At 71.2% G+C, this 18,044-nt stretch carries 18 protein-coding genes; 11 read left to right on the top strand and 7 right to left on the bottom strand.

Going from position 1 to position 18,044, the window contains the following annotated elements:
• Positions 1–21: 21 nt before the first annotated feature.
• A complete protein-coding gene (locus tag KBX63_RS00090) occupies positions 22–717 on the top strand; it encodes a hypothetical protein (RefSeq protein WP_210906546.1) in 696 nt (231 codons plus the stop codon).
• A gap of 78 nt (positions 718–795) precedes the next feature.
• On the opposite strand, the gene KBX63_RS00085 is transcribed toward KBX63_RS00090, so the two are convergent.
• On the bottom strand, positions 796–1,326 hold the full coding sequence (locus KBX63_RS00085) for a nuclear transport factor 2 family protein (RefSeq protein ID WP_210906544.1): 531 nt from the start codon (positions 1,324–1,326) through the stop codon (positions 796–798).
• Between the two features lie 130 nt (positions 1,327–1,456).
• On the opposite strand from KBX63_RS00085, the gene KBX63_RS00080 reads away from it, so the two are divergent.
• Complete coding sequence (locus KBX63_RS00080; RefSeq protein ID WP_247661456.1) at positions 1,457–2,464, top strand: helix-turn-helix transcriptional regulator; 1,008 nt, start codon at positions 1,457–1,459, stop codon at positions 2,462–2,464.
• Here the strand turns inward: KBX63_RS00080 and KBX63_RS00075 are convergent.
• On the bottom strand, positions 2,422–3,264 hold the full coding sequence (locus tag KBX63_RS00075) for a helix-turn-helix transcriptional regulator (RefSeq protein ID WP_210906540.1): 843 nt from the start codon (positions 3,262–3,264) through the stop codon (positions 2,422–2,424). The two genes, KBX63_RS00080 and KBX63_RS00075, sit on opposite strands and share 43 nt — an antisense overlap.
• 102 nt (positions 3,265–3,366) lie before the next feature.
• Between KBX63_RS00075 and KBX63_RS00070 the strand changes: the two genes are divergently transcribed.
• Entirely contained in the window at positions 3,367–4,119 is a 753-nt protein-coding gene (locus KBX63_RS00070; protein WP_210906538.1) for an SDR family oxidoreductase, read from the top strand.
• Positions 4,120–4,199: 80 nt separating this feature from the next.
• Positions 4,200–5,186 (top strand): aldo/keto reductase, encoded by a 987-nt coding sequence (locus KBX63_RS00065; protein WP_210906536.1) that lies wholly within the window; start codon positions 4,200–4,202, stop codon positions 5,184–5,186.
• 31 nt (positions 5,187–5,217) lie between these two features.
• Here KBX63_RS00065 and KBX63_RS00060 read toward each other — a convergent pair whose 3' ends face one another.
• The 3 genes from KBX63_RS00060 to KBX63_RS00050 all read right to left on the bottom strand — a co-directional run bounded on the left by KBX63_RS00060 (position 5,218) and on the right by KBX63_RS00050 (position 8,030).
• Positions 5,218–5,733 carry a GNAT family N-acetyltransferase gene (locus KBX63_RS00060; RefSeq protein ID WP_210906534.1) on the bottom strand — a complete coding sequence of 172 codons (516 nt, stop codon included), beginning with the start codon at positions 5,731–5,733 and terminating at the stop codon, positions 5,218–5,220.
• Between the two features lie 3 nt (positions 5,734–5,736).
• The gene (locus KBX63_RS00055) at positions 5,737–6,099 is read right to left on the bottom strand and encodes a hypothetical protein (protein ID WP_210906532.1); all 363 of its coding nucleotides are present in this window, start codon (positions 6,097–6,099) and stop codon (positions 5,737–5,739) included.
• A gap of 74 nt (positions 6,100–6,173) precedes the next feature.
• Positions 6,174–8,030 carry a hypothetical protein gene (locus KBX63_RS00050; protein WP_210906530.1) on the bottom strand — a complete coding sequence of 619 codons (1,857 nt, stop codon included), beginning with the start codon at positions 8,028–8,030 and terminating at the stop codon, positions 6,174–6,176.
• Between the two features lie 500 nt (positions 8,031–8,530).
• Here KBX63_RS00050 and KBX63_RS00045 point away from each other — a divergent pair, with 500 nt between their 5' ends.
• From KBX63_RS00045 to KBX63_RS00035, 3 genes are read left to right on the top strand one after another with little or no spacing between them, the layout of a single operon-like run.
• Entirely contained in the window at positions 8,531–9,085 is a 555-nt protein-coding gene (locus tag KBX63_RS00045; RefSeq protein WP_210906529.1) for an NADPH-dependent FMN reductase, read from the top strand.
• 25 nt (positions 9,086–9,110) lie between these two features.
• Positions 9,111–10,124, top strand: coding sequence for an ATP-binding cassette domain-containing protein (locus KBX63_RS00040; protein ID WP_210906528.1), 1,014 nt, complete (start codon positions 9,111–9,113; stop codon positions 10,122–10,124).
• Positions 10,121–10,978, top strand: coding sequence for an ABC transporter permease (locus KBX63_RS00035; RefSeq protein WP_210906527.1), 858 nt, complete (start codon positions 10,121–10,123; stop codon positions 10,976–10,978). Before KBX63_RS00040 ends, KBX63_RS00035 begins: the two co-directional genes overlap by 4 nt.
• A 69-nt stretch (positions 10,979–11,047) precedes the next feature.
• On the opposite strand, the gene KBX63_RS00030 is transcribed toward KBX63_RS00035, so the two are convergent.
• Complete coding sequence (locus tag KBX63_RS00030; RefSeq protein ID WP_210906526.1) at positions 11,048–14,344, bottom strand: AAA family ATPase; 3,297 nt, start codon at positions 14,342–14,344, stop codon at positions 11,048–11,050.
• A 203-nt stretch (positions 14,345–14,547) separates the two neighbouring features.
• On the opposite strand from KBX63_RS00030, the gene KBX63_RS00025 reads away from it, so the two are divergent.
• Together KBX63_RS00025 and KBX63_RS00020 are read left to right on the top strand one after the other, a co-directional pair.
• Positions 14,548–15,000, top strand: coding sequence for a helix-turn-helix domain-containing protein (locus KBX63_RS00025; RefSeq protein ID WP_210906525.1), 453 nt, complete (start codon positions 14,548–14,550; stop codon positions 14,998–15,000).
• Positions 14,993–15,361, top strand: a complete 369-nt coding sequence (locus KBX63_RS00020) for a DUF4180 domain-containing protein (RefSeq protein ID WP_210906524.1) — start codon at positions 14,993–14,995, stop codon at positions 15,359–15,361. The genes KBX63_RS00025 and KBX63_RS00020 overlap by 8 nt, the downstream gene beginning before the upstream one ends.
• Before the next feature lie 5 nt (positions 15,362–15,366).
• Here KBX63_RS00020 and KBX63_RS00015 read toward each other — a convergent pair whose 3' ends face one another.
• Complete coding sequence (locus tag KBX63_RS00015) at positions 15,367–15,990, bottom strand: hypothetical protein (protein ID WP_210906523.1); 624 nt, start codon at positions 15,988–15,990, stop codon at positions 15,367–15,369.
• 199 nt (positions 15,991–16,189) lie between these two features.
• Between KBX63_RS00015 and KBX63_RS00010 the strand changes: the two genes are divergently transcribed.
• Positions 16,190–17,281, top strand: coding sequence for a helix-turn-helix domain-containing protein (locus KBX63_RS00010; protein WP_210906522.1), 1,092 nt, complete (start codon positions 16,190–16,192; stop codon positions 17,279–17,281).
• Complete coding sequence (locus tag KBX63_RS00005) at positions 17,278–17,889, top strand: hypothetical protein (protein ID WP_210906521.1); 612 nt, start codon at positions 17,278–17,280, stop codon at positions 17,887–17,889. The genes KBX63_RS00010 and KBX63_RS00005 overlap by 4 nt, the downstream gene beginning before the upstream one ends.
• Positions 17,890–18,044 lie beyond the last annotated feature (155 nt).

Here is an 18,044-nt window from a genome sequence, read left to right as displayed (position 1 = left end):
GTGAAAGGACCGCCCCCGGCGATGTCGCTCCGCCGTACCACCCTGGCTCTGCTGTCGTTGTTCCTGCTCGTGCCGGCGGCCTGCGCGCCGAGCCAGGCCGCCGAGGCTCCCCGCTGGTCCGCGCCCGCGGTGTCGGCCTCGCCGACCCCGCCGAAGCCACGTCCGGAGCCAACCTCCACCGCCGAGGTCCGCGGCCGCGTCACCGGGGCCATGTTGAACCTGGACGCGGATTTCCACCCGGAGACCGCCCAGTACACCGACGAGAACACCGAGGCGTGGAAGCTGATCTCCCTGTGCAGGGCGAGCCTGCCGTCGGACATCAAACGCACCGCGTACCGGGAGCGGCTCTGGGACGGCGAGAGCGTGTGGGTTCGGCAGTACGTGGTCGGCTACCTGAAGGTGCCCGGCCGCAAGCTCGCCGACGAGCTGCGGTCCGTCCTGTCGACGTGCAAGGAGTACGAGGTGCCCGACGACGGGCGCACGTCGACGATCGTGCGGCCGTCGCCCCCGCCGGTGCCGAACGGCCCTGACGTGATCACCTTCTGCGAGCGGCTGAAGGGGAAGGCGACCCGGCACCAGTGCACGCTGATCCTGGTGCGCGGAAACTTCGTCATGGAGGTCGACGCCTCGGCGAGCAACGGTGACCTGGCGGCCGGCACCGCGCTGATCGCGAAGATCGCGCCGCTGGCGGTGGCCGCCTTCGAGAAGGCCGTCTGAACGCTGCCGCGGGGCGGGCGCCGCTGCTGCCGCGCCCGCCCCTCCCCCCGGCTGGCGACCCCTTGCCAGCCTCCGTGGTCAGATCCGGCCCACGGAATCCTGGTTCTGCAGCACCAGCCACCGGCCGTGCTGGTAGGTGTAGCTGACCCCGATCAGCAGCGGCACCCTGGTGCCGGTGGCCGGCACCGCGTAGACGGAGTCGAACAGCACGAACCCCGTCCGGCAGCCCACCACGGTCTGCTTGGCCACACTGAACGACTGGGTCCAGGAGTCGTCGGCGAAGAACCCGCGCAGCCAGTCCACGGTGGCCCGTTTGCCGTCGAGCACCTCCCCGTCGGAAGCGAAGACCGAGGTGACGTCGGGGTGCAGCAGCGCGGCGAAGCCGTCCAGGTCGCGCCGGGCGGTGGTCTCCACGTACGCCCGGACGGCGCGGTCGAAGGCCCGCTCGCAGCCCCGGGCGGCAGCGTCGCCGGTTGTCGTGTCGGCCGGGCCGCGGGTCGCGGCCGACACCGCGACGGGCGCCGCGGCCAGCAGGCCGGCCGTGAGCCCGAGCAGGGCGATCGTGCGGCCGAGCCGGCCGGCGGGGCGGGCGAAGGCAGGTGGGCGCATCGGGTTCTCCTTCGGACGAGTGGCTGTGCCGTCGCAGCCAACCCGGCCCGCCGCGCCGCCGGCCAGTGATTCGAACCAGCTCGAATGCGGACGCCACATCGATGCCACCGCTTGTACGATCCGCGCTGTGATGGTCGCGCATCTGGACGGCCCGAGCCTCGCCCGGCTCCGGTTGGCGATCTCGCCGGCCTCGGAGGTGACGTCCTGGCTGCGGGCCGCGCTCTCGCGGTTCGGGCATCCGGTGCACGGCGATCCCGGTCCGGCCGCCCGCGCCGCGCTGCGGCACCCCGACGTGGCCCTGGTCGCGGAGCTGGTGACCCCGCCCGGCCGGCTCGGCTACACACCGGACCTGCTCACGCCGAAGCCACCCCTGGGCCCGCTCGACACGGTCTTCGACCAGCAGTTGGCGGCCATGGCGGCGATCCCGGCCGACGAGGTGGCGACGCAGGTGAACGAGCGGTTCCCGACGGGCGGGATGCCGGTGCGGGTCCGCGCGGCGGTCGAGGACGGCACCCTCGCCCGGCGGGTCACCGACGGGCTGCGACACTTCTGGCAGGCCGCGCTCGTCGAGCAGTGGCCGGCGGTGCGGGCCACGCTGGAGGCCGAACTGGCGGTGCGGGCCACCGCGATGGCCACCGCCGGGGTGGGCAGCATGCTGAACAGCCTGCACCCGAAGGTCGGCTGGACCGGCAGGTCGTTGACCATCGACAGCTCGTACCGGATCACCACGGCGCTGACCGGCGCGGAGTTGGTGCTCGCACCGTCGGCCCTGGCCTGGCCGCAGCTGTCGACCCAGCTCTGCGACGAGGGCAACGCGGTGCTGGTCTACCCGATCGGCGCCGGCCCGGCGGACCAACGCCGGGCGGGCCGGCTCGGTGACCTGCTCGGTGCGAGCCGGGCGGCGATCCTGGCGGACCTGGACGTGCCCCGGTCCACCGGGCAGCTCAGCGACCGACACCGGCTGGCCCCGGCCACCGTCTCGTATCACCTGGGGGTGCTGCTGCGCTCCGGCCTGGTGGTGCGTACCCGGGAGCGGCACAGCGTGCTCTACCGGCGGTCCGACCACGGGGACGGGCTGGTCGGCTGCCGGGCAGGTCAGGGCGCGACGCGCTCGGCGAGCCGGCGGAACACCACGTGAGTGGGTGAGCCGGGCTCCGGGACGTAGACGATCATCCGCTGGTCGGTCTCCGGCACGTGCAGCACCCGGCACTCGAACTCCAACGACCCCAACTCGGGGTGCGGCACCCGCTTGACGATGGGGCGGCGTTCCTCGACGTCGTGCTCCGCCCAGAGCCGCGCGAACCGGGGCGAGGTGCCGAGCAGCTCGGTGACCAGCTCGCGGATCGCCGGGTCGGCCGGGTAACGGCCGTAGGCGGCCCGCAGGTCCGCCACGGTGCTGCGCACGAAGCAGATGGTCTCGGCGTCGGTCCAGTGGCTGTCGGTCACCGGGCGCCGGAAGGTCCAGCGGATCATGTTGCGGTCCGCGTCCGGCACGGCCGACAGGTCGCCCATGAAGTACGTGGCCAGCCGGTTCCAGGCCAGCACCTGGTACGCGGCGTCGACGAGGTACGCCGGGGTCTCGGTCATCGCGTCGATCAGGTGCCGCAGCCCGGGTGCCACCTCCCGGCTCGGCCCGCCGGCCGGCAGCGGATTCTCCCCGGCGATCCGGAACAGGTACTCGCGCTCGTCCCGACTGAGCAGCAGCGCCCGGGCCATCGCGGCGAGCACCTGCCGCGACGGGTGCGGCCCGCGGCCCTGCTCCAGGCGGATGTAGTAGTCGATCGACATCCCGGCGAGCTGGGCCACCTCCTGCCGGCGCAGTCCGGGGGTGCGCCGGCGTTCGCCCTCGGGAAGCCCGACCTCGGCGGGGCGCAGCCGGGCGCGGCGGGCGCGCAGGAACGCCGCCAGTTCGTCACGGCGCAGGCCGCTGCTCGTCATGCCTCCAGCATGCCCCCGCCGGAGCCGGCGAGGGTGGTACCACCGATCCCAGCCTCGGCCGGTCTCTCCCCTGTCGCCGCTGACGGGGACAGGCTCGACGGCATGACGAACACGATCGCCCTGATCACCGGGGCCAACAAGGGAATCGGGCTGGCGACAGCCGAACAGCTCGGCGCGCGGGGCATGACGGTGCTGGTGGGCGCCCGGGACGCCGAGCGGGGCCGGGCAGCGCAGGAGAAGCTGCGCGCCGGCGGCGCGGACGCCCGGTTCGTGCCGCTGGACGTCACCGACGCCGAGTCGGTGGCGGCCGCCGCGAAGCTGGTCGAGCAGGAGTACGGCCGGCTGGACGTGCTGGTCAACAACGCCGGCATCGCGCTCGGCGACGGCCTGCTGGCGCTGCCCAGCGACACCACCACGGCGACGCTGCGCCAGGTGTACGAGACGAACGTGTTCGGGCCGGTGGCGGTGACCAACGCGCTGCTGCCGCTGCTGCGCCGGGCACCGGCGGCCCGGATCGTCAACGTCTCCAGCGAGGTCGGCTCGATCGCGGTGATGACCGACCCGGCGAGCGCGCTGTTCGCGTTGACCTCGGTGCCGTACCCGTCGTCGAAGTCGGCGCTGAACATGCTCACCGCGATGTACGCCAAGGAACTGCGGGACACCCCGATCAAGGTGAACGCCGCGAACCCGGGCTACTGCGCCACCGACCTCAACGGCAACAGCGGCTTCCGCACCCCGGATCAGGGCGCCGAGGTGAGCGTGCACCTGGCGACGCTGCCCGCGGACGGGCCGAGCGGGCTGCTCTGGGGCTTCCAGATGGACGCCGGCGGCGGGTACGGGGTGCTGCCCTGGTGAACGCTTGACCTGGAGTGCGCTCCAGCCGGCAGGGTGGCACGCGGGCGCCCACCGGTAGGGCGCACGAGAGGAGAACCACCATGCGGTACCGCACGATCGGCACCGACCCGGCGACCCGGCGCGAGGTCAGCGTGCTCAGCCTCGGCGCGATGCTGTTCGGCAGCGCCACCGACGAGGCCACCTCGTACGCGATCCTCGACCGGTACGTCGAGGCCGGCGGCACCTTCATCGACACGTCGGACAACTACGCGTTCTGGGTGGACGGCGGTCAGGGCGGGCAGAGCGAGGAGCTGCTCGGCCGGTGGCGGCGCAGCCGGGGCGTCGGCGCCGAGATCGTCATCGCCACCAAGCTGGGCGCCCGCCCGCTGGCACCGGGGACCAGCTACCTGGACAACGCCGAGGGCCTGTCCGCCAAGGTGATCCGCGAGTCCGCCGAGCGCAGCCGGGAGCGGCTCGGCGTGGATCGGCTGGACCTGCTCTACGCGCACATCGAGGACCGCACGGTGCCGCTGGCGGAGACCGTGGAGGGCTTCGCCGAGCTGGTCGCTGAGGGGACGGTGGGCCTGCTGGGGGCGAGCAACCACCGGGCCTGGCGGGTCGAGCGGGCCCGGTCGCTGGCCGCCGCGGCCGGCCTGCCGGGGTACGAGGTGCTCCAGTACCACCGCAGCTACCTGCCGAACCGGACTGACCTGGCCAGCGCGCTGGACCCGGATGGCGAGCCGGGCGGCGTCAGCGGCGACCTGCTCAGTTACCTGCGTGCCGAGCCGGAGCTGACCCTGGTGGCGTACTCGCCGCTGCTCAAGGGGGCGTTCACCCGGGCGGACAAGCCGCTCAGTGCGGCGTACGACCTGCCGAGCGCGCCGCGCCGGTTGGCCGCGCTGCGCGAGGTGGCCGGTGAGACCGGTGCGACGGTCAACCAGGTGGTGCTGGCCTGGTTGCTGGGCGGCGACCTGCCGTCGATCCCGCTGGTGGGCGCCTCCTCGGTCGCTCAGCTCGACGAGAGCCTGTCGGCGGTGGACCTGGAGTTGACCGCCGAGCAGCGGCACCGGCTCGACACCACCTGGTGACCGCGCCTTCGCGGTGACCGCCCCGCCGGCGTCAGCCCGCCGCCGGTGGGGCGGTCAGGTCGAGCTGCCAGTCGTTCGCGCGCATCATGTGCCCCGGCGGGTACTCGAAGCCCGTCTCGCCGAGCAGGGTGAAGCCGGCCTTGCGGCAGACCGCGTTCGAGGCGGGGTTGTCGACCGAGGGGTAGGCGTGCGCGTAGCGGCGGGTCCGCCGGGCGCGGGCCACGTCGACGACCGCGAGCACCGCGGCGGTGGCCAGCCCCTGCCTCCGGTACGCGGGCAGCACCGCCCAGCCCATCTCGTACACCGGCTGCTCGCGCCACTCCCGGGCCCAGTAGCCGACGCTGCCCGCCCGCGCGCCGTCGGGCAGCACCAGGGTGAACATGCAGCCCTGGCCGCCCTCGGCGAAGTGCACGTAGCGGTCGTGCCGGGCGAGCACCTGCTCGTCGGTCTCCGGGCCGCCGGTGTGCTTGCGCGTGTCCGGTGAGTTGAGCTGCCGCAGCAGGTCGAGGTCGTCCTCGTGCCACGGCTCGATGCGTACCTGCGCCATTCCTCAGCTGTGTCGCAGCCGAGCAACCCGCAGGGTCGCTTGGGCAAGTCGGTCGGCCCGGTCGACAAAACCCGCGCGCCGCCGATCCTTCGGCTCAGCGATGGGGACCGGCGCTTCGACAGAGCCCCCGGCATCGCGGTCGCCGGAAGGTGTGACCGACAGGTTCGCCTCGTCGATCAACGCGCGGGCGCGATCCTCGACCTGCCGACGCTGCTGAGGCGATTCCTGGGCCTCCGCCCGGAGGGTCGACATGGTCAGTGACCAGGCCCTGTTGAGGCGCTGAGGATCGTCGAAGAGGCTCGTCTCCAACGGCGGCCCCGGGTCTACGTAACTGCTGGACGGCAGCACCCAGACGGCGTCGTCCACGAGATACCGATCCTCGGACTGCCCGTCGGGTTCTGGTGTGTTGGGTGTCGCCACAGGTCCTCCAGTTTCTCTCATCATCGCCATGCGAAGTCACCAGCGCCAAGGTCCTCGCGCCTTATCAGGTCATTGAAGTGCACGAGCTTGAGCGCGAACCGGTAGCTGACATAGGTCAAGTTCAACGCCGAGACGATACAGAGCGTGATCCACCGCCAGTCAGTGATTCCAACGAAGGTCAGCGGGTCGGCGATGCTCCCCCCAGCGATCGGTGCCGGTGCGCTCGGTGGCGGGGAGCCGAGATACAGCACAACCGCGATCACCGAAACCACCCCGCTGACGACGAGTGACAGACGCGCAAGCAGTGAACCACCGACCAGCGCGTCCTTGTCCGAGGAGAGACCGAACCACGAGGCGGCCACTGCCGGCAACGCGAGCATCAAGGCCGGCAGACCTCCCACCTGGGCGTCCTGCGGACTGTTCACGAGGTTACCGGCAACCGCGAGCAGGAGGGTGGTGGCCAGGGCGGTGATCGCCGCGCGCCCTCGGGCGCCGGGCGGGGTCTCTTTGAAGGTCGTGATCAGCTGCAGGTCTCGCAGTTTCGGCGCGGCCCGGGAATATCCACGCATGTAGACGTGCACAAAGTTCTGCCCGCGCTTGCGGCGAACTCGAAAATGGTGGTCGGTAACCCGGTCGTCGTCGGTCGCCCTTCTCGTCTGGTCGAGCTCGTGCGCGCAGAGGTGCCTCTTGTCGTCGGGCGTCTTATCGGGCCGGTCCTCGTCGGCGAGGATCCCGACAGGCACCCTGCCGCGCCACTGGCGAGTCAACAGGACCCGGCAGTGCCGGCACTGCAGGTACTGCTTGATGACGTACTTGTTCGCCGGAGCGTTGACCCGGAGGTGGTAGCTCTCGGCGGTGAGCGCCAGCTCCACCGGTATCGCCACCTTGTCGGGCTTGAGACCGAGCCCGAGCCGGAGCAGCCCTCGCCAACTCGTGGTCAGGGAGGCCGGCACGAAGGTCCGCTCGTACTTGATCAGGAATCGTCCGCTGGATGCGTCTGCCGTGGAGACAACCGCGACGATCGGGTACGACCAACTCAGGGCCGCAACGTATTTGCGGACGCGTTCTCGACTGTCGTCGTCGGGAAATTTGATTTCCTCGAGAATCACGTCCAACCGCCCGTGTACCTGTCCGATGCGCAATGGCCCACGAGTTGCCACGATCTGCAGCATGGCCAGCTCGGCCGCGCGCACGGGCTCGTCCAGCGTTTTCGGCGGGGAAGGCGCATCCTTGGCAGCGAAGATCTCCATCAGGATGAGCCGAAGCCCCGCCGCGGCCAGCTTGGTGGTCTCCTCGTAGGAGAGCGTCGGCAATGAACTGCCACCGGCCGCCTGGAGCTGGAAGTTGTCCACCAGTTCGCCCTTGATCGGCTGCAGGATTGGGATGTAGAGCGCCCTTCCACCGTCCTCGGCGTCGGGCAGGGCGAACGAGATCGACACCTGCTGCCTCACCGCCCGCTCGTCGAGGTCGACGGTCTCCGCCAGCCGAGAGCGGGAGCGAGCGGGGTCGACGATGAGCTCCACGAACATCGTGATCGCCTTGCGGTCCTGCTCCCTGAGGCGCTCGGCCGCCGACGCCTGTAGGCGCTGCAGCCACGGGACGTCGGGTTGTCCCGGACGCTGCGTCACGGTCTTCTCCTCGCCCAGACGCTGCCGCAACCTTGAGAAGATCACCGCACCGAGGATGAGCGCCGCCGTCAGGCAGAGGGTTCGTGCGAGGCCCTCCAGCAGGTTGCCGTTGCGGACGAACCACTCGCCGTACTCATCGAGGCGGTGCCGGAGCCAACCTGTGCTGCCTGCTGCGGTGACGAGAACGGAGGCCGCCCCAGCGTAGGCAACGTTCATCATCATCTTTCGTACGGAGTGCGGCTCATCCATGACCATCACGCTCCCCGCTTTGCGACAGCGATGAGTACCCGAGGGGGTACACGCTGCTACAGCACCGCGAGTCATGTCGAAGTCCCGACCAAATAGGACAGCTCACAATGATTAGGAGGGATCCGTATGACGAAAAACACTCTGACCTGCCGTTGTGGTACGGGCGCTGAATGCCGACAGATCCACACCGGCAATACTTGTTATCACAACGTGATGCGGCCTCAGCGGAACGGCCACTTCTGTCTGCCCGTGCCGACAGAGACCCACAAATATCGGGCCACGTTACTCAATGGAATGGCCGCAACACTGCTTCGGGCCGAGGGAGTGCACTGCTCAGAGGGCTGATACAGCCGGACGGCCGGCATTGGTCGTCGACCTTGGTTGGGCCATGAGGGTGAGCGTTCGCGACAAGGAGTCACCCCGCTAGATCTGATCTAGCGGGCCGCCGGCCGCCTCCTCGCGCCTCATGGGTGAGACCAGGAGGCCGGGAGGGGGAAACGATGACGCAGCTCAGGATCGCCGTGATCATCGGCAGCACCCGGGAGGGGCGGGCCGGAGACCGGGTCGCCCGCTGGTTCGTCGACCAGGCCGAGCGGCACGACGACCTCGCGGTGACGGTCGTTGACCTCACCGAGTACGACTTCCCAACCAGCTACCCGGCCGAGCCGACCGCGTCCATCCGGGCGTTCGTCCGCGAGGTGGGCCGGGCGGACGCGTTCGTCGTGGTCACCCCGGAGTACAACCACAGCTTCCCGGCACCCTTGAAACAGGCGATCGACTACGCGTACGACGAGTGGCAGGCCAAACCGGTCGGCTTCGTGTCGTACGGCTGCCGGTCCACCGGCCTGCACGCGGTCGACCAGCTGCGCACCATCTTCACGGCGCTGCACGCGATGACCGTGCGCGACGTCGTCGGCATCGACCTGCTCGCCGGTGAGCCGGCGCCGCACTGCACCGACGAGCTACGCCGGGACGCCCGCGTCCTGCTCGACCAGCTCCGCTGGTGGGGGCTGGCGTTGCGCGACGGCCGCGCCGCCCGGCCCTACGCCTCCTGAACACGTCCGACGAAAGGTAAGGATCATGAGTAGACGCACCACCGGCCTGGCCATCGAGGCCGAGGGGCTCACCCGCTCGTTCGGGGACACCCGGGCGCTGGCCGGCATCGACCTCCAGGTGCCCGCCGGCACCGTCTACGGCCTGCTCGGCCCGAACGGGGCGGGTAAGACCACCGCCGTCCGGGTGCTCGCCACGCTGCTGCGGCCCGACGGAGGCACGGCGCGGGTCTTCGGCCACAACGTGGTCACCGAGGCCGACGCGGTCCGCAGCCGGGTCAGCCTCACCGGCCAGTACGCCTCGGTCGACGAGGACCTGACCGGCACGGAGAACCTGGTGCTCCTGGCCCGCCTGCTCGGCCTGAAAAAGCCGGCCGCCCGCGAGCGCGCCGCGGCCCTGCTCGCCGCGTTCGGTCTGACCGACGCGAGCGACCGCCAGGTGAAGAAGTACTCCGGCGGGATGCGGCGGCGCATCGACATCGCCGCCAGCATCCTCAACACCCCGGACCTGCTCTTCCTCGACGAGCCGACCACCGGCCTGGACCCGCGCAGCCGCAACCAGGTGTGGGAGATCATCCGGGCCGTGGTGGCACACGGCACGACGGTGCTGCTGACCACCCAGTACCTGGACGAGGCCGACCAGCTCGCCGGGCGGATCGCGGTCGTCGACCACGGCCGGGTGATCGCGGAGGGCACCCCGGGCGAGCTGAAGTCGTCAGTCGGCTCCGGCACCGTCCACCTGCGACTGCGCGACCCCGGGCAGCGGCCCGAGGCGGAGAAGGTGCTCCAGGCGGCACTCGGCGTACCGGTGCAGCTCGAAGCCGACCCGGTCGCGTTGCTCGCCCGCGTCGGCGAGGCCGGCAGTGACCTCGACGCCAGCGCGCAGGCCGCCCGCGCGCTCGGCGACCTGGCCCGCGCCGGCATCGTCGTCGACGACTTCTCCCTCGGCCAGCCGAGCCTCGACGAGGTCTTCCTGGCCCTGACCGACCACCCCGCCGTGCCCGCCGACGAGCGGGACGACCAGCTGGAGGCAGCCCGATGAGCAACGCCACCACCACCACGACCGACCGGGCGCCGTCCGTCTACGTCCCGTCCGCCGAGGCGCTGGCGACCGTGCTCGCGCCCGGTGCCCGACCGCCCCGGCCCAGCGCGCTGGGTGCGTCGCTGACGTTCGGCTGGCGGGCCATGCTGAAGATCAAGCACGTGCCGGAGCAGCTCTTCGACGTGACGGCATTCCCGATCATCATGGTGCTGATGTTCACGTACCTGTTCGGTGGCGCCCTCGCCGACAGCCCGCGCGACTACCTGCAGTTCTTCCTGCCCGGCATCATGGTGACCAGCGTCGTGATGATCACCATGTACACCGGCCTCGGCCTCAACACCGACATCGAGAAGGGCGTCTTCGACCGCTTCCGGACGCTGCCGGTCTGGCGGCCGGCCGCCCTGGTCGGCATGATCTTCGGCGACGTGCTGCGCTACATCCTCGCCGCCCTGGTGATCCTCGGCGTCGGGCTGGCGCTCGGGTTCCGGCCCGACGGCGGGGTGGGCGGCGTCGCCGCCGGGATCGGGCTGCTGGTGGTCTTCTCGTTCGCGTTCTCCTGGGTGTGGACGTTCTTCGGGCTGGTCCTGCGCAGCGAGAAGTCGGTGATGGGCGTCAGCATGATGGTGTTGTTCCCGCTGACGTTCCTGAGCAACGTCTTCGTCGAGCCGAGCACCATGCCCGGCTGGCTCCAGGCGTTCGTGAACGTCAACCCGGTGACGCAGCTGGTGGCCGCGGTCCGCGCGGCGATGTCCGGCTCGTCGGACCCGTCCAGCACGATGTGGTTGCTGGCGTGGAGCGTCGGGTTCGTGGTCGTGTTCGGCACGCTCACGATGTACCGCTACAACCGCCGCTGATCCTGCCGCACCCGGACGGGCGTCGCCATTTGATGTGGCGGCGCCCGTCCGTCGTTTGCACGCTGGTCTTCAGAGCCGCCAGGGCAGCGGCTCGGGCGGCAGGTACCGGCAGGTGCTGCCGGTCGAGACCGATTCGCGCAGGTGGCCGGCGAGCGGCGGGTGCCGCTCGTCGAGCTTGCGCAGCGTGTCCCGAATCCGCGCGGTCACCGTCTTGCGGGCCCGCTCGGCCTCGTCGCCCAGCCGGCGGCTCCGGCCGGCCAGCCCGGCCGCGGCGCGCAACTCGTCGAGCAGCGCACCGCGTTCAACGTCCAGCGCGGCCACCTTCCGGTCGTCGCCGCGCGCGGCGGCCCGGTCGATCTCCTCGTCGAGGCGCGCCAGGTGCCGCCGGTACCGGGCCTTCGCCTCGTCGTCGAGGACCGGGTCGCCGCCCATCCGGCGGGCGGCGACCAGCTCCGGCCCGGCGGCCGGGTCGAGCAGCTCCACCGCCGGGACGTCGCTGCCCGGCCGGCTCAGCAGCAGGTGCAGGTCGTGCAGCCCCTTGGCGTCGGGCAGGTGCACGACCGTGCCGGCATAGGCGAGCTGCCAGACCAGCCCGTCGCGGCGGAACTCGTACCCCTCGACCGGCGCTCCGGCCGGCGGGACCTGGCGCAGGCCGACGGCCTGGCCCGACCCGACGGCGTGACGCGGGTCGACGACCTGGCCTGGCGCGGCGGTCTGGCCTGGCTCGGCGGCGGCGGTGGGTGCCGGGCTCGCGAGCCGGTTGAGCACCTGGGCCATGCCGAGGGCGGTGGCGTCGCGGGCGGTCGCGGCGCGCAGCGCGGCCGCCGTCGCGGCGTCGCCCGGCTGGCCACGGCCGGCGAGGGCGTTCACCAGCCCGGCGCGGGCGATGAGTGACCAGGGCCTGGAGCCCATCCTGTCGGCGGCGTCGCGGGCCGCCTCGAAGCCCGCGATGGCGTCGTCCCAGTGCCCCTGCGCGGCGTCAACCACGGCCAGCCAGTGATCGACCGGACCGCTGATGTCGCAGCCGAAGAGCCCGACCGTCCACTCTCCACGGTGTGGGGCGAGTGCGGCCCGCGCGTCGGCGCAGCGCTGCGGGTCGCGGGCTGCGGCGGCGGCCTGCGCGCGCAGCCGCAGCCAGAGCGGCGACACCGGACGCGGGTACCTGATGTCGGCGGCCTCGATGCCGGCGGTCAGCCGGACCGCCGTCTCGTCGTCACCGCGCTCCGCCGCGGTGATCGCCCGCAGCAGCTCCCGGTAGGGGTAGTCGGTCGGGGCCAACCCGTCCAGCAGTGCGTCGATCTCGTCGAACCGGCCCTGTAGCAGCAGCCGGGACCAGCGCAGGTGATGGCCCATGAACGCGAACTCGGCGTGACCCGGGTCGGAGAGGTCGGTGAGAATGGCGAACCGCTCGTCGGCCTCGGCGAAGTCACCCCGGAACGCCGCGATGATTCCACTGTCGACGGCCGCCGCCATCCGGTGTCGGGCCAGGTCGTCCTGGCCGCCGCCGGTGACGAAGGTGGTGAACTCCTCGACGAAACGGGGGTCCCCCAGCTCCAGCAGCGCCACCCAGCGCAGCGAGGTGGCCCACAGCTCGGTCTCCCGGTCGCCGGTGCGGCGGGCCACGTCCCGGATCTCCGAGGTGAGCGCCGCCCGGGCCGCTGCGGTGCCCAACCCCCAGGTGGTGTCATGGCGGGCCCACAGGCTGAAGGTGAGCGTCTCGTCGTCCCGGCCCCGGCGGGCGATCGTCTCGGTGGCGGTGATCAGGTCGGCGATCAACGTGCCGACCGACGCGGTGCCGTCCGGCTCGCCGATGAGCCGCCGGTACGCCTCCCGCACCAGCTCCGCCGCCTGCACCGACCGCCGGGTCTCGACCTGGCGGGAGCGGTGGACGGTGAGCGCGACGCGGGCCAGCAGCACCGGGTCGTCGAGCGTACGGGCCAGCGTCGCCGCCTCGGCGAGGAGCTGCCCCGCCTCGTCCCGGCCAGCGTGGTGGTAGCGCACCTCACCGAACTCGACGAGGATCCGCACCCGCTGCGCCGGGTCTTCGACGACCTCCAGCGCCCGGTGAAAGTGCACCCCCGCCTCGTCGGTGGAGAGCCGGGCGAACGCGTCCCGCCCAGCGGCGACCAGCAGCTCGGTGACCCTGGCCCGGTCGAGCGCGGGCCCGGCCAGGTAGGCGTGGCGGGCCAGGTCGGCCGGGATCAGCAGGTCGCTGAGCTCCGCCGGGGGGTCGACCGCCCGGACGACCGCCGCGTGCCGAGCCCGCCGGTCCTCGTCGCTGAGCCCGTCGTAGAGCGTCTCCCGGACCAGGTCATGGGCGAAGGCGAACCGGCCGCCGCCGCGGCTGACGACCAGCCGGGCGGTCACCGCCCGGTCGAGCAGCCGGTCGACCTGCGCCGCCGGGGCAGCCGCGCTGGCCGCCAGGACCCGACGATGGAACTCGCGGCCCAGCACGGCGGCGACGGTGAGCGCCTCGACCACCGGCGCGGGTAACTGGGCCAAACGGCGCCGCACCGCCTCCCGTACGCCGGGTGCGATCGTGCCGCCCGCACCGTCGGCGCGCCACAGCCGGGCGGTCTGCTCGATGAAGAACGGGTTGCCACCGGTGCGCCGGTGCACCTCGTCGACCAGGTCGGACTCGGGCTCCCGCCCGGCGGTACGCGCCATGAGCGCGGCCACCTCGTCCCGGGACAGGCCGGTGAGGGTAACCGTGGTCGCCTTGGTGACCAGCGGCATCAACAGGGGGCGCAACGGATGCTCGCCCGACTCGACCTCCGCGTCGCGGTAGGTGCCGATCAGCAGCAGCCGTTCGAACCAGGTGTGCTGAGCGGCGAACGCCAGCAGCCGCAGCGACGCCGGGTCGGCCCAGTGCAGGTCGTCGAGGACGACCACGACCGGTCGGTGCTGGGAGACCGCGACCAGGGCGGCGGTCACCGCGTCGTACAGGGCGAACGTCTCGCGATCGGCGACGTCGCCGCCCGTTTCGACGCCGGCCCAGCTGACGGCGCGACCGGCCTGCTCGCTGCTGGTGTCGACCTCGCCGAGCAGGGCCGCGAGCGCCGGCTCCGCGGTCGGACGCGCCACCGACCAGTCGTCGGCGGAGCGCTGCAGGCCGCGCAGGACCTGCACCCACGGCCAGTAGCCGGGGGCGCTGTCGGAGTCCCAGCAGGCGGCGCCGAGCACGAGTGCCCCACGCTGCCGGGCCTCCCGAGCCGCCGCCGTGACCAACGTCGTCTTGCCGATGCCCGGCTCGCCGGTGACCAGGACGAGGCCGCCGTGGCTGGTGGCGGCCCGGTCCAGCTCAGCGCGCAGCAGACCCGCGGGATGATCCCGCCCGATGATGGCGTCGCCGAGCCGCGCGTCCATGGTTTCCAGACGGTACTGGAACCGTCTGACACCGGGGGATCGTTGGCGCTGCGCGCCTGGCCGGCAGCTCAGGTCTGAAAGACGTCGCAGGCAGCGCCGGGAGTGTGTCGCGGGCCCTTTGGAGCTGACGTCGTGAACGACTCACCCCTGGTGACCTACCACATTGCTCCCTAACCTTCCCTGTTTGGTTAGGATAGGGAGCGATGAAGGAAGACATGTACTCGGTCGAGCAGGTCGCCGACCGGCTCGGGCTGCACGTGCGCACCGTGCGCGGCTACATCCGCTCGGGCCGGCTGAGGGCGGTGCGGATCGGCAAGCAGTACCGGATCGCCGCCGGTGACCTCGACGCCCTCACCGGGCAGACCCGAGCCGCCGCGACCACCACCGCGGCGGCGGAGGTGTCGAGCATCGTGCAGATCGACGGCGTCGACCGGGCCGCCGCCGACCGGCTCGGCACGCTCGTGCTCGCCAGCGCCAACACCGGCCACGACCCGGCCAACCCACTACGGGTGCAGACCGTGCACGACGAGGAGCGGCACCGCATGAAGATCATCATCCTCGGCGACCCCGCCGCCACCGCCGAGCTGCTGCACCTGCTCGACGCCGTACTCAACGCCGACAACGGCCTGTTCGACCGGGAGGTCCACGATGCCTGACGAGGTCCAGGAACGCGCCGGGGTGCAGGTGCTGGTTTGCGACCCGGCCGGCCCGCCGGTCGCCACCGAACAGGACGCGCTGGACCTCATCGGCGCGGCGTTCCTCGGCGCCCAGGTGGTGGCAGTGCCGGCCAACCGGCTCGACGAACGCTTCTTCTCGCTGGGCACCCGCTTCGCCGGCGACGTGATGCAGAAGTTCGTCAACTACCGGATGCGACTGGCCGTGGTCGGCGACATCTCGGCGCACCTGGCGGAGAGCTCGGCGCTGCGCGCCCTGGTGCACGAGTCGAACCGGGCCGGGCACATCTGGTTCGTCCCCGACCTCGACGCCCTCGACGCCCGCCTCCGCGCCATGTCGTAGCCGCCTCAACGGTCGTAGAAGACCGCCATCTCCACCGCGTCCGGCTCAACGCCATCGGCCTGGGCCTGCTCGGCGGCCCAGCGCAGGTACGCGAGCCACTCCTCGGACAGCCAGCCGGATGCACGGCCGACGCCGGCCTCGGCGGGGAGGCTGCTGGCCACGACGCGGTCGAGGATCAGCGGCTGCACACCGCCCACCCCTCGCCGGTAGCCGACGAAGTAGAGGACCTTCGTGAACAGTCCCGGCCCCAGCCACGGGAGGCGAGCGTGGTTGGGGTCGCGGAAGCGGCGGTACGCCGTAAGCAACGCGTCCTCGTCGGGTGCTGGTGCGGACACCTCCTCCAGCGCGTACGCCAGATGTTTGCCATCCGGGTCGGCGCCGAGCGACCTGCCGGCGCGCCACGGCCCGTACCCGATGGCTCCGTAGCCCCAGATCAGCACCGCGGTCAGCAGTTGGCGGGGGCTGGTGCAGCCGGCCCGGTACGCGTCGGCCACCGCGAAGACGTCGCGCCGCCAGAGGTCGCCGCTCGGTGGAAGGTTTTCTGGCCAGGCATCCGGCGGCAGCCCCGCCCGCCACCGGTCCACGTTCACGGTCATCGGGGCCTGCTCCCCCGGCAACGACTTCTGCATGGGTACCTCCCTCAGGTCGCGGAGCACCCCGCCGCACGTGGGGATCTCCGCCGCCCGCACGTTATGGCCGGGCTCGCTCACCCGGCTGCCCGAGGACGCCATATCGGGGTATCGAGGGGGCGTAAACCGACATCCAAATCTCTAATGTCGATTCGCTACGGTCGAGACGTAGAGCACGGGTGCGTGCGATTATCGCACCATGACCGAAACCGGCGACTGGACGACGGTCGGCGAGCAGGTACGCCAGACCCGGCTGGGGGCTGGACTCTCTCAGGCCGAACTAGGTGCTCAACTCGGCCTCGATCGCACGATGATCGCCAAGATTGAGTCCGGCGTTCGGCGTGTGGACGCGTTGGAACTCATCCGGCTCGCGGCCGCACTCGACGTACCCATCGATCACCTGCTCGAGCGACGACCAGCGGTGATCTCGCGCCGCTCGGAACTCATTGCCGAGGACAACGACACAGACGTGGCGAGGCGTTCTCAACGACTGGAGATCAGACTCGCCTCCTGGCTCAGGGACGTCCGCCAACTACTTGACGCCGGCACCCTTACCCTCATCAGCCCGGTCCGGTACGAAGGGAGTGTCACTTCCGATGATGACGCCCGTACCGCTGCTCGATGGCTGCGTGACAGGCAGGGTGTTGGCACGGAGCCGATTGACACCCTCATGGAGTTCTGTGAACGCAGCGGCCAGTACGTCCTCGTCAGTGACCTTCCGGGGGAAGGCGCATCGATGGTGGACGGGGACCTGGCGGTGTCAGTCGTCAGCGTGGAGGGAGATCCTGGCCGGCGTCGAGCTACCGCCGCCCACGAGCTGGGCCACCTGGTTTTGGGCGACGAATACTCCAGCGATCTGGCGGTACACGTGTCCCGCACCGATCGGGAAAGTCTGATCAACGCTTTCGCCGCCGAACTGCTCCTTCCGGTCGCCGCGTTCGGCGGTGTCAGCAGCCGTCCAGCCTCTCGCGAAGAGATGATCCAGCTCACCGCGCGCTATCGCACATCGTGGTCCCTGACAGTGCGTCAGGCGGAACGTGCAGGGTGGCTCGACGCGTCGACGGCGCGCTGGAGCCGAACCACCCCGACCCGGGCGGAGATCATGGACGCGGTTGGCTGGGCCCCGCAGCCAGATCTCGACGCCATTCGCGTACCGCCGGGTTATTCGCACGCCGTCATGGAGGCGTGGCGCCGGTACCTCGTATCGGACGCCCGCGCGGTCGAACTCCTGCATGGACAGATCGGGCTGGATGACCTGCCCGCGCGCGATGAAACAGACCTAGCACTGTGAGCAACGCAGCTCTGGATTGCGAGCCGCTGCTCGTCTTCGACACGACCGTGCTGCACCATTTCGCCCTCGCCGACCGGCTCGACGTGCTGGCGGACCTGATCGTTGGAAGGCGCGCGGCTACCACCGCCGTCGTGCTCGATGAGCTTCGCACCAGTGCTCGGCGGGAGCCGGCACTCACCGCGGCGCTGAAGCTTGCCTGGATCGACGTCATCGCACTCGACACGATCACCGAGATCCGGTGCTTCTCGGATTGGGTCCGTCGTATCGGCGCCGACAGACGAGACGTTGGCGAGGCGAGCGTCTTCGCTGCGGCCGAGATACATGGCGGCACGGCGGTCACCGATGACCGCATCGCCACCAAGGTGGGCCGCGCCTACGGGCTGGAGGTGCATGGGACAATCTGGCTTCTCGCAGATCGCTGCCGATCCGGCAGGCTCACCGAAGTCAACGCCGGTGCCATCATCGACGCACTGCGCGAGACACAGCACCGACTGCCGTGCACCGGGGCGGAGTTTCCCTCATACGCACGAAAGGCGGGGCTGCTCCAGATCGGCCGTCCCCCCTACATTCCGGGTCCGACGCGGCCACCGACCATTCACCAGGTCTAGTACGGCAGCCGCCGTTTGGGATCATGGCTGGAGTTCGAGGTTGAGGCGCCGGGTGTAGTGGGCTTGTCGGGCTCGGGCTTGATGGCGGCGGCGCCAGTCTGACCAGCGCAGGCGGTGGGTGAGGTCGCGGATCGGCTTGAGGACGAGGGTGTTGA

Source organism: Micromonospora sp. U21 (assembly GCF_018070045.1).
In the GTDB taxonomy this organism is placed as follows: domain Bacteria; phylum Actinomycetota; class Actinomycetes; order Mycobacteriales; family Micromonosporaceae; genus Micromonospora.
Note: the sequence above shows the minus strand (reverse complement) of the source record. Positions and strands in the feature narration are given on the sequence as shown.

Coding starts and splice junctions, on each gene's coding strand:
- KBX63_RS00090 (WP_210906546.1), top strand. CDS start 22: ATGTCGCTCCGCCGTACCACCCTGGCTCTGCTGTCGTTGTTCCTGCTC.
- KBX63_RS00040 (WP_210906528.1), top strand. CDS start 9,111: ATGAGTAGACGCACCACCGGCCTGGCCATCGAGGCCGAGGGGCTCACC.
- KBX63_RS00075 (WP_210906540.1), bottom strand. CDS start 3,264: ATGACGAGCAGCGGCCTGCGCCGTGACGAACTGGCGGCGTTCCTGCGC.
- KBX63_RS00045 (WP_210906529.1), top strand. CDS start 8,531: ATGACGCAGCTCAGGATCGCCGTGATCATCGGCAGCACCCGGGAGGGG.
- KBX63_RS00085 (WP_210906544.1), bottom strand. CDS start 1,326: ATGCGCCCACCTGCCTTCGCCCGCCCCGCCGGCCGGCTCGGCCGCACG.
- KBX63_RS00060 (WP_210906534.1), bottom strand. CDS start 5,733: ATGGCGCAGGTACGCATCGAGCCGTGGCACGAGGACGACCTCGACCTG.
- KBX63_RS00025 (WP_210906525.1), top strand. CDS start 14,548: ATGAAGGAAGACATGTACTCGGTCGAGCAGGTCGCCGACCGGCTCGGG.
- KBX63_RS00065 (WP_210906536.1), top strand. CDS start 4,200: ATGCGGTACCGCACGATCGGCACCGACCCGGCGACCCGGCGCGAGGTC.
- KBX63_RS00070 (WP_210906538.1), top strand. CDS start 3,367: ATGACGAACACGATCGCCCTGATCACCGGGGCCAACAAGGGAATCGGG.
- KBX63_RS00015 (WP_210906523.1), bottom strand. CDS start 15,990: ATGCAGAAGTCGTTGCCGGGGGAGCAGGCCCCGATGACCGTGAACGTG.
- KBX63_RS00030 (WP_210906526.1), bottom strand. CDS start 14,344: ATGGACGCGCGGCTCGGCGACGCCATCATCGGGCGGGATCATCCCGCG.
- KBX63_RS00050 (WP_210906530.1), bottom strand. CDS start 8,030: ATGGATGAGCCGCACTCCGTACGAAAGATGATGATGAACGTTGCCTAC.
- KBX63_RS00010 (WP_210906522.1), top strand. CDS start 16,190: ATGACCGAAACCGGCGACTGGACGACGGTCGGCGAGCAGGTACGCCAG.
- KBX63_RS00020 (WP_210906524.1), top strand. CDS start 14,993: ATGCCTGACGAGGTCCAGGAACGCGCCGGGGTGCAGGTGCTGGTTTGC.
- KBX63_RS00080 (WP_247661456.1), top strand. CDS start 1,457: ATGGTCGCGCATCTGGACGGCCCGAGCCTCGCCCGGCTCCGGTTGGCG.
- KBX63_RS00035 (WP_210906527.1), top strand. CDS start 10,121: ATGAGCAACGCCACCACCACCACGACCGACCGGGCGCCGTCCGTCTAC.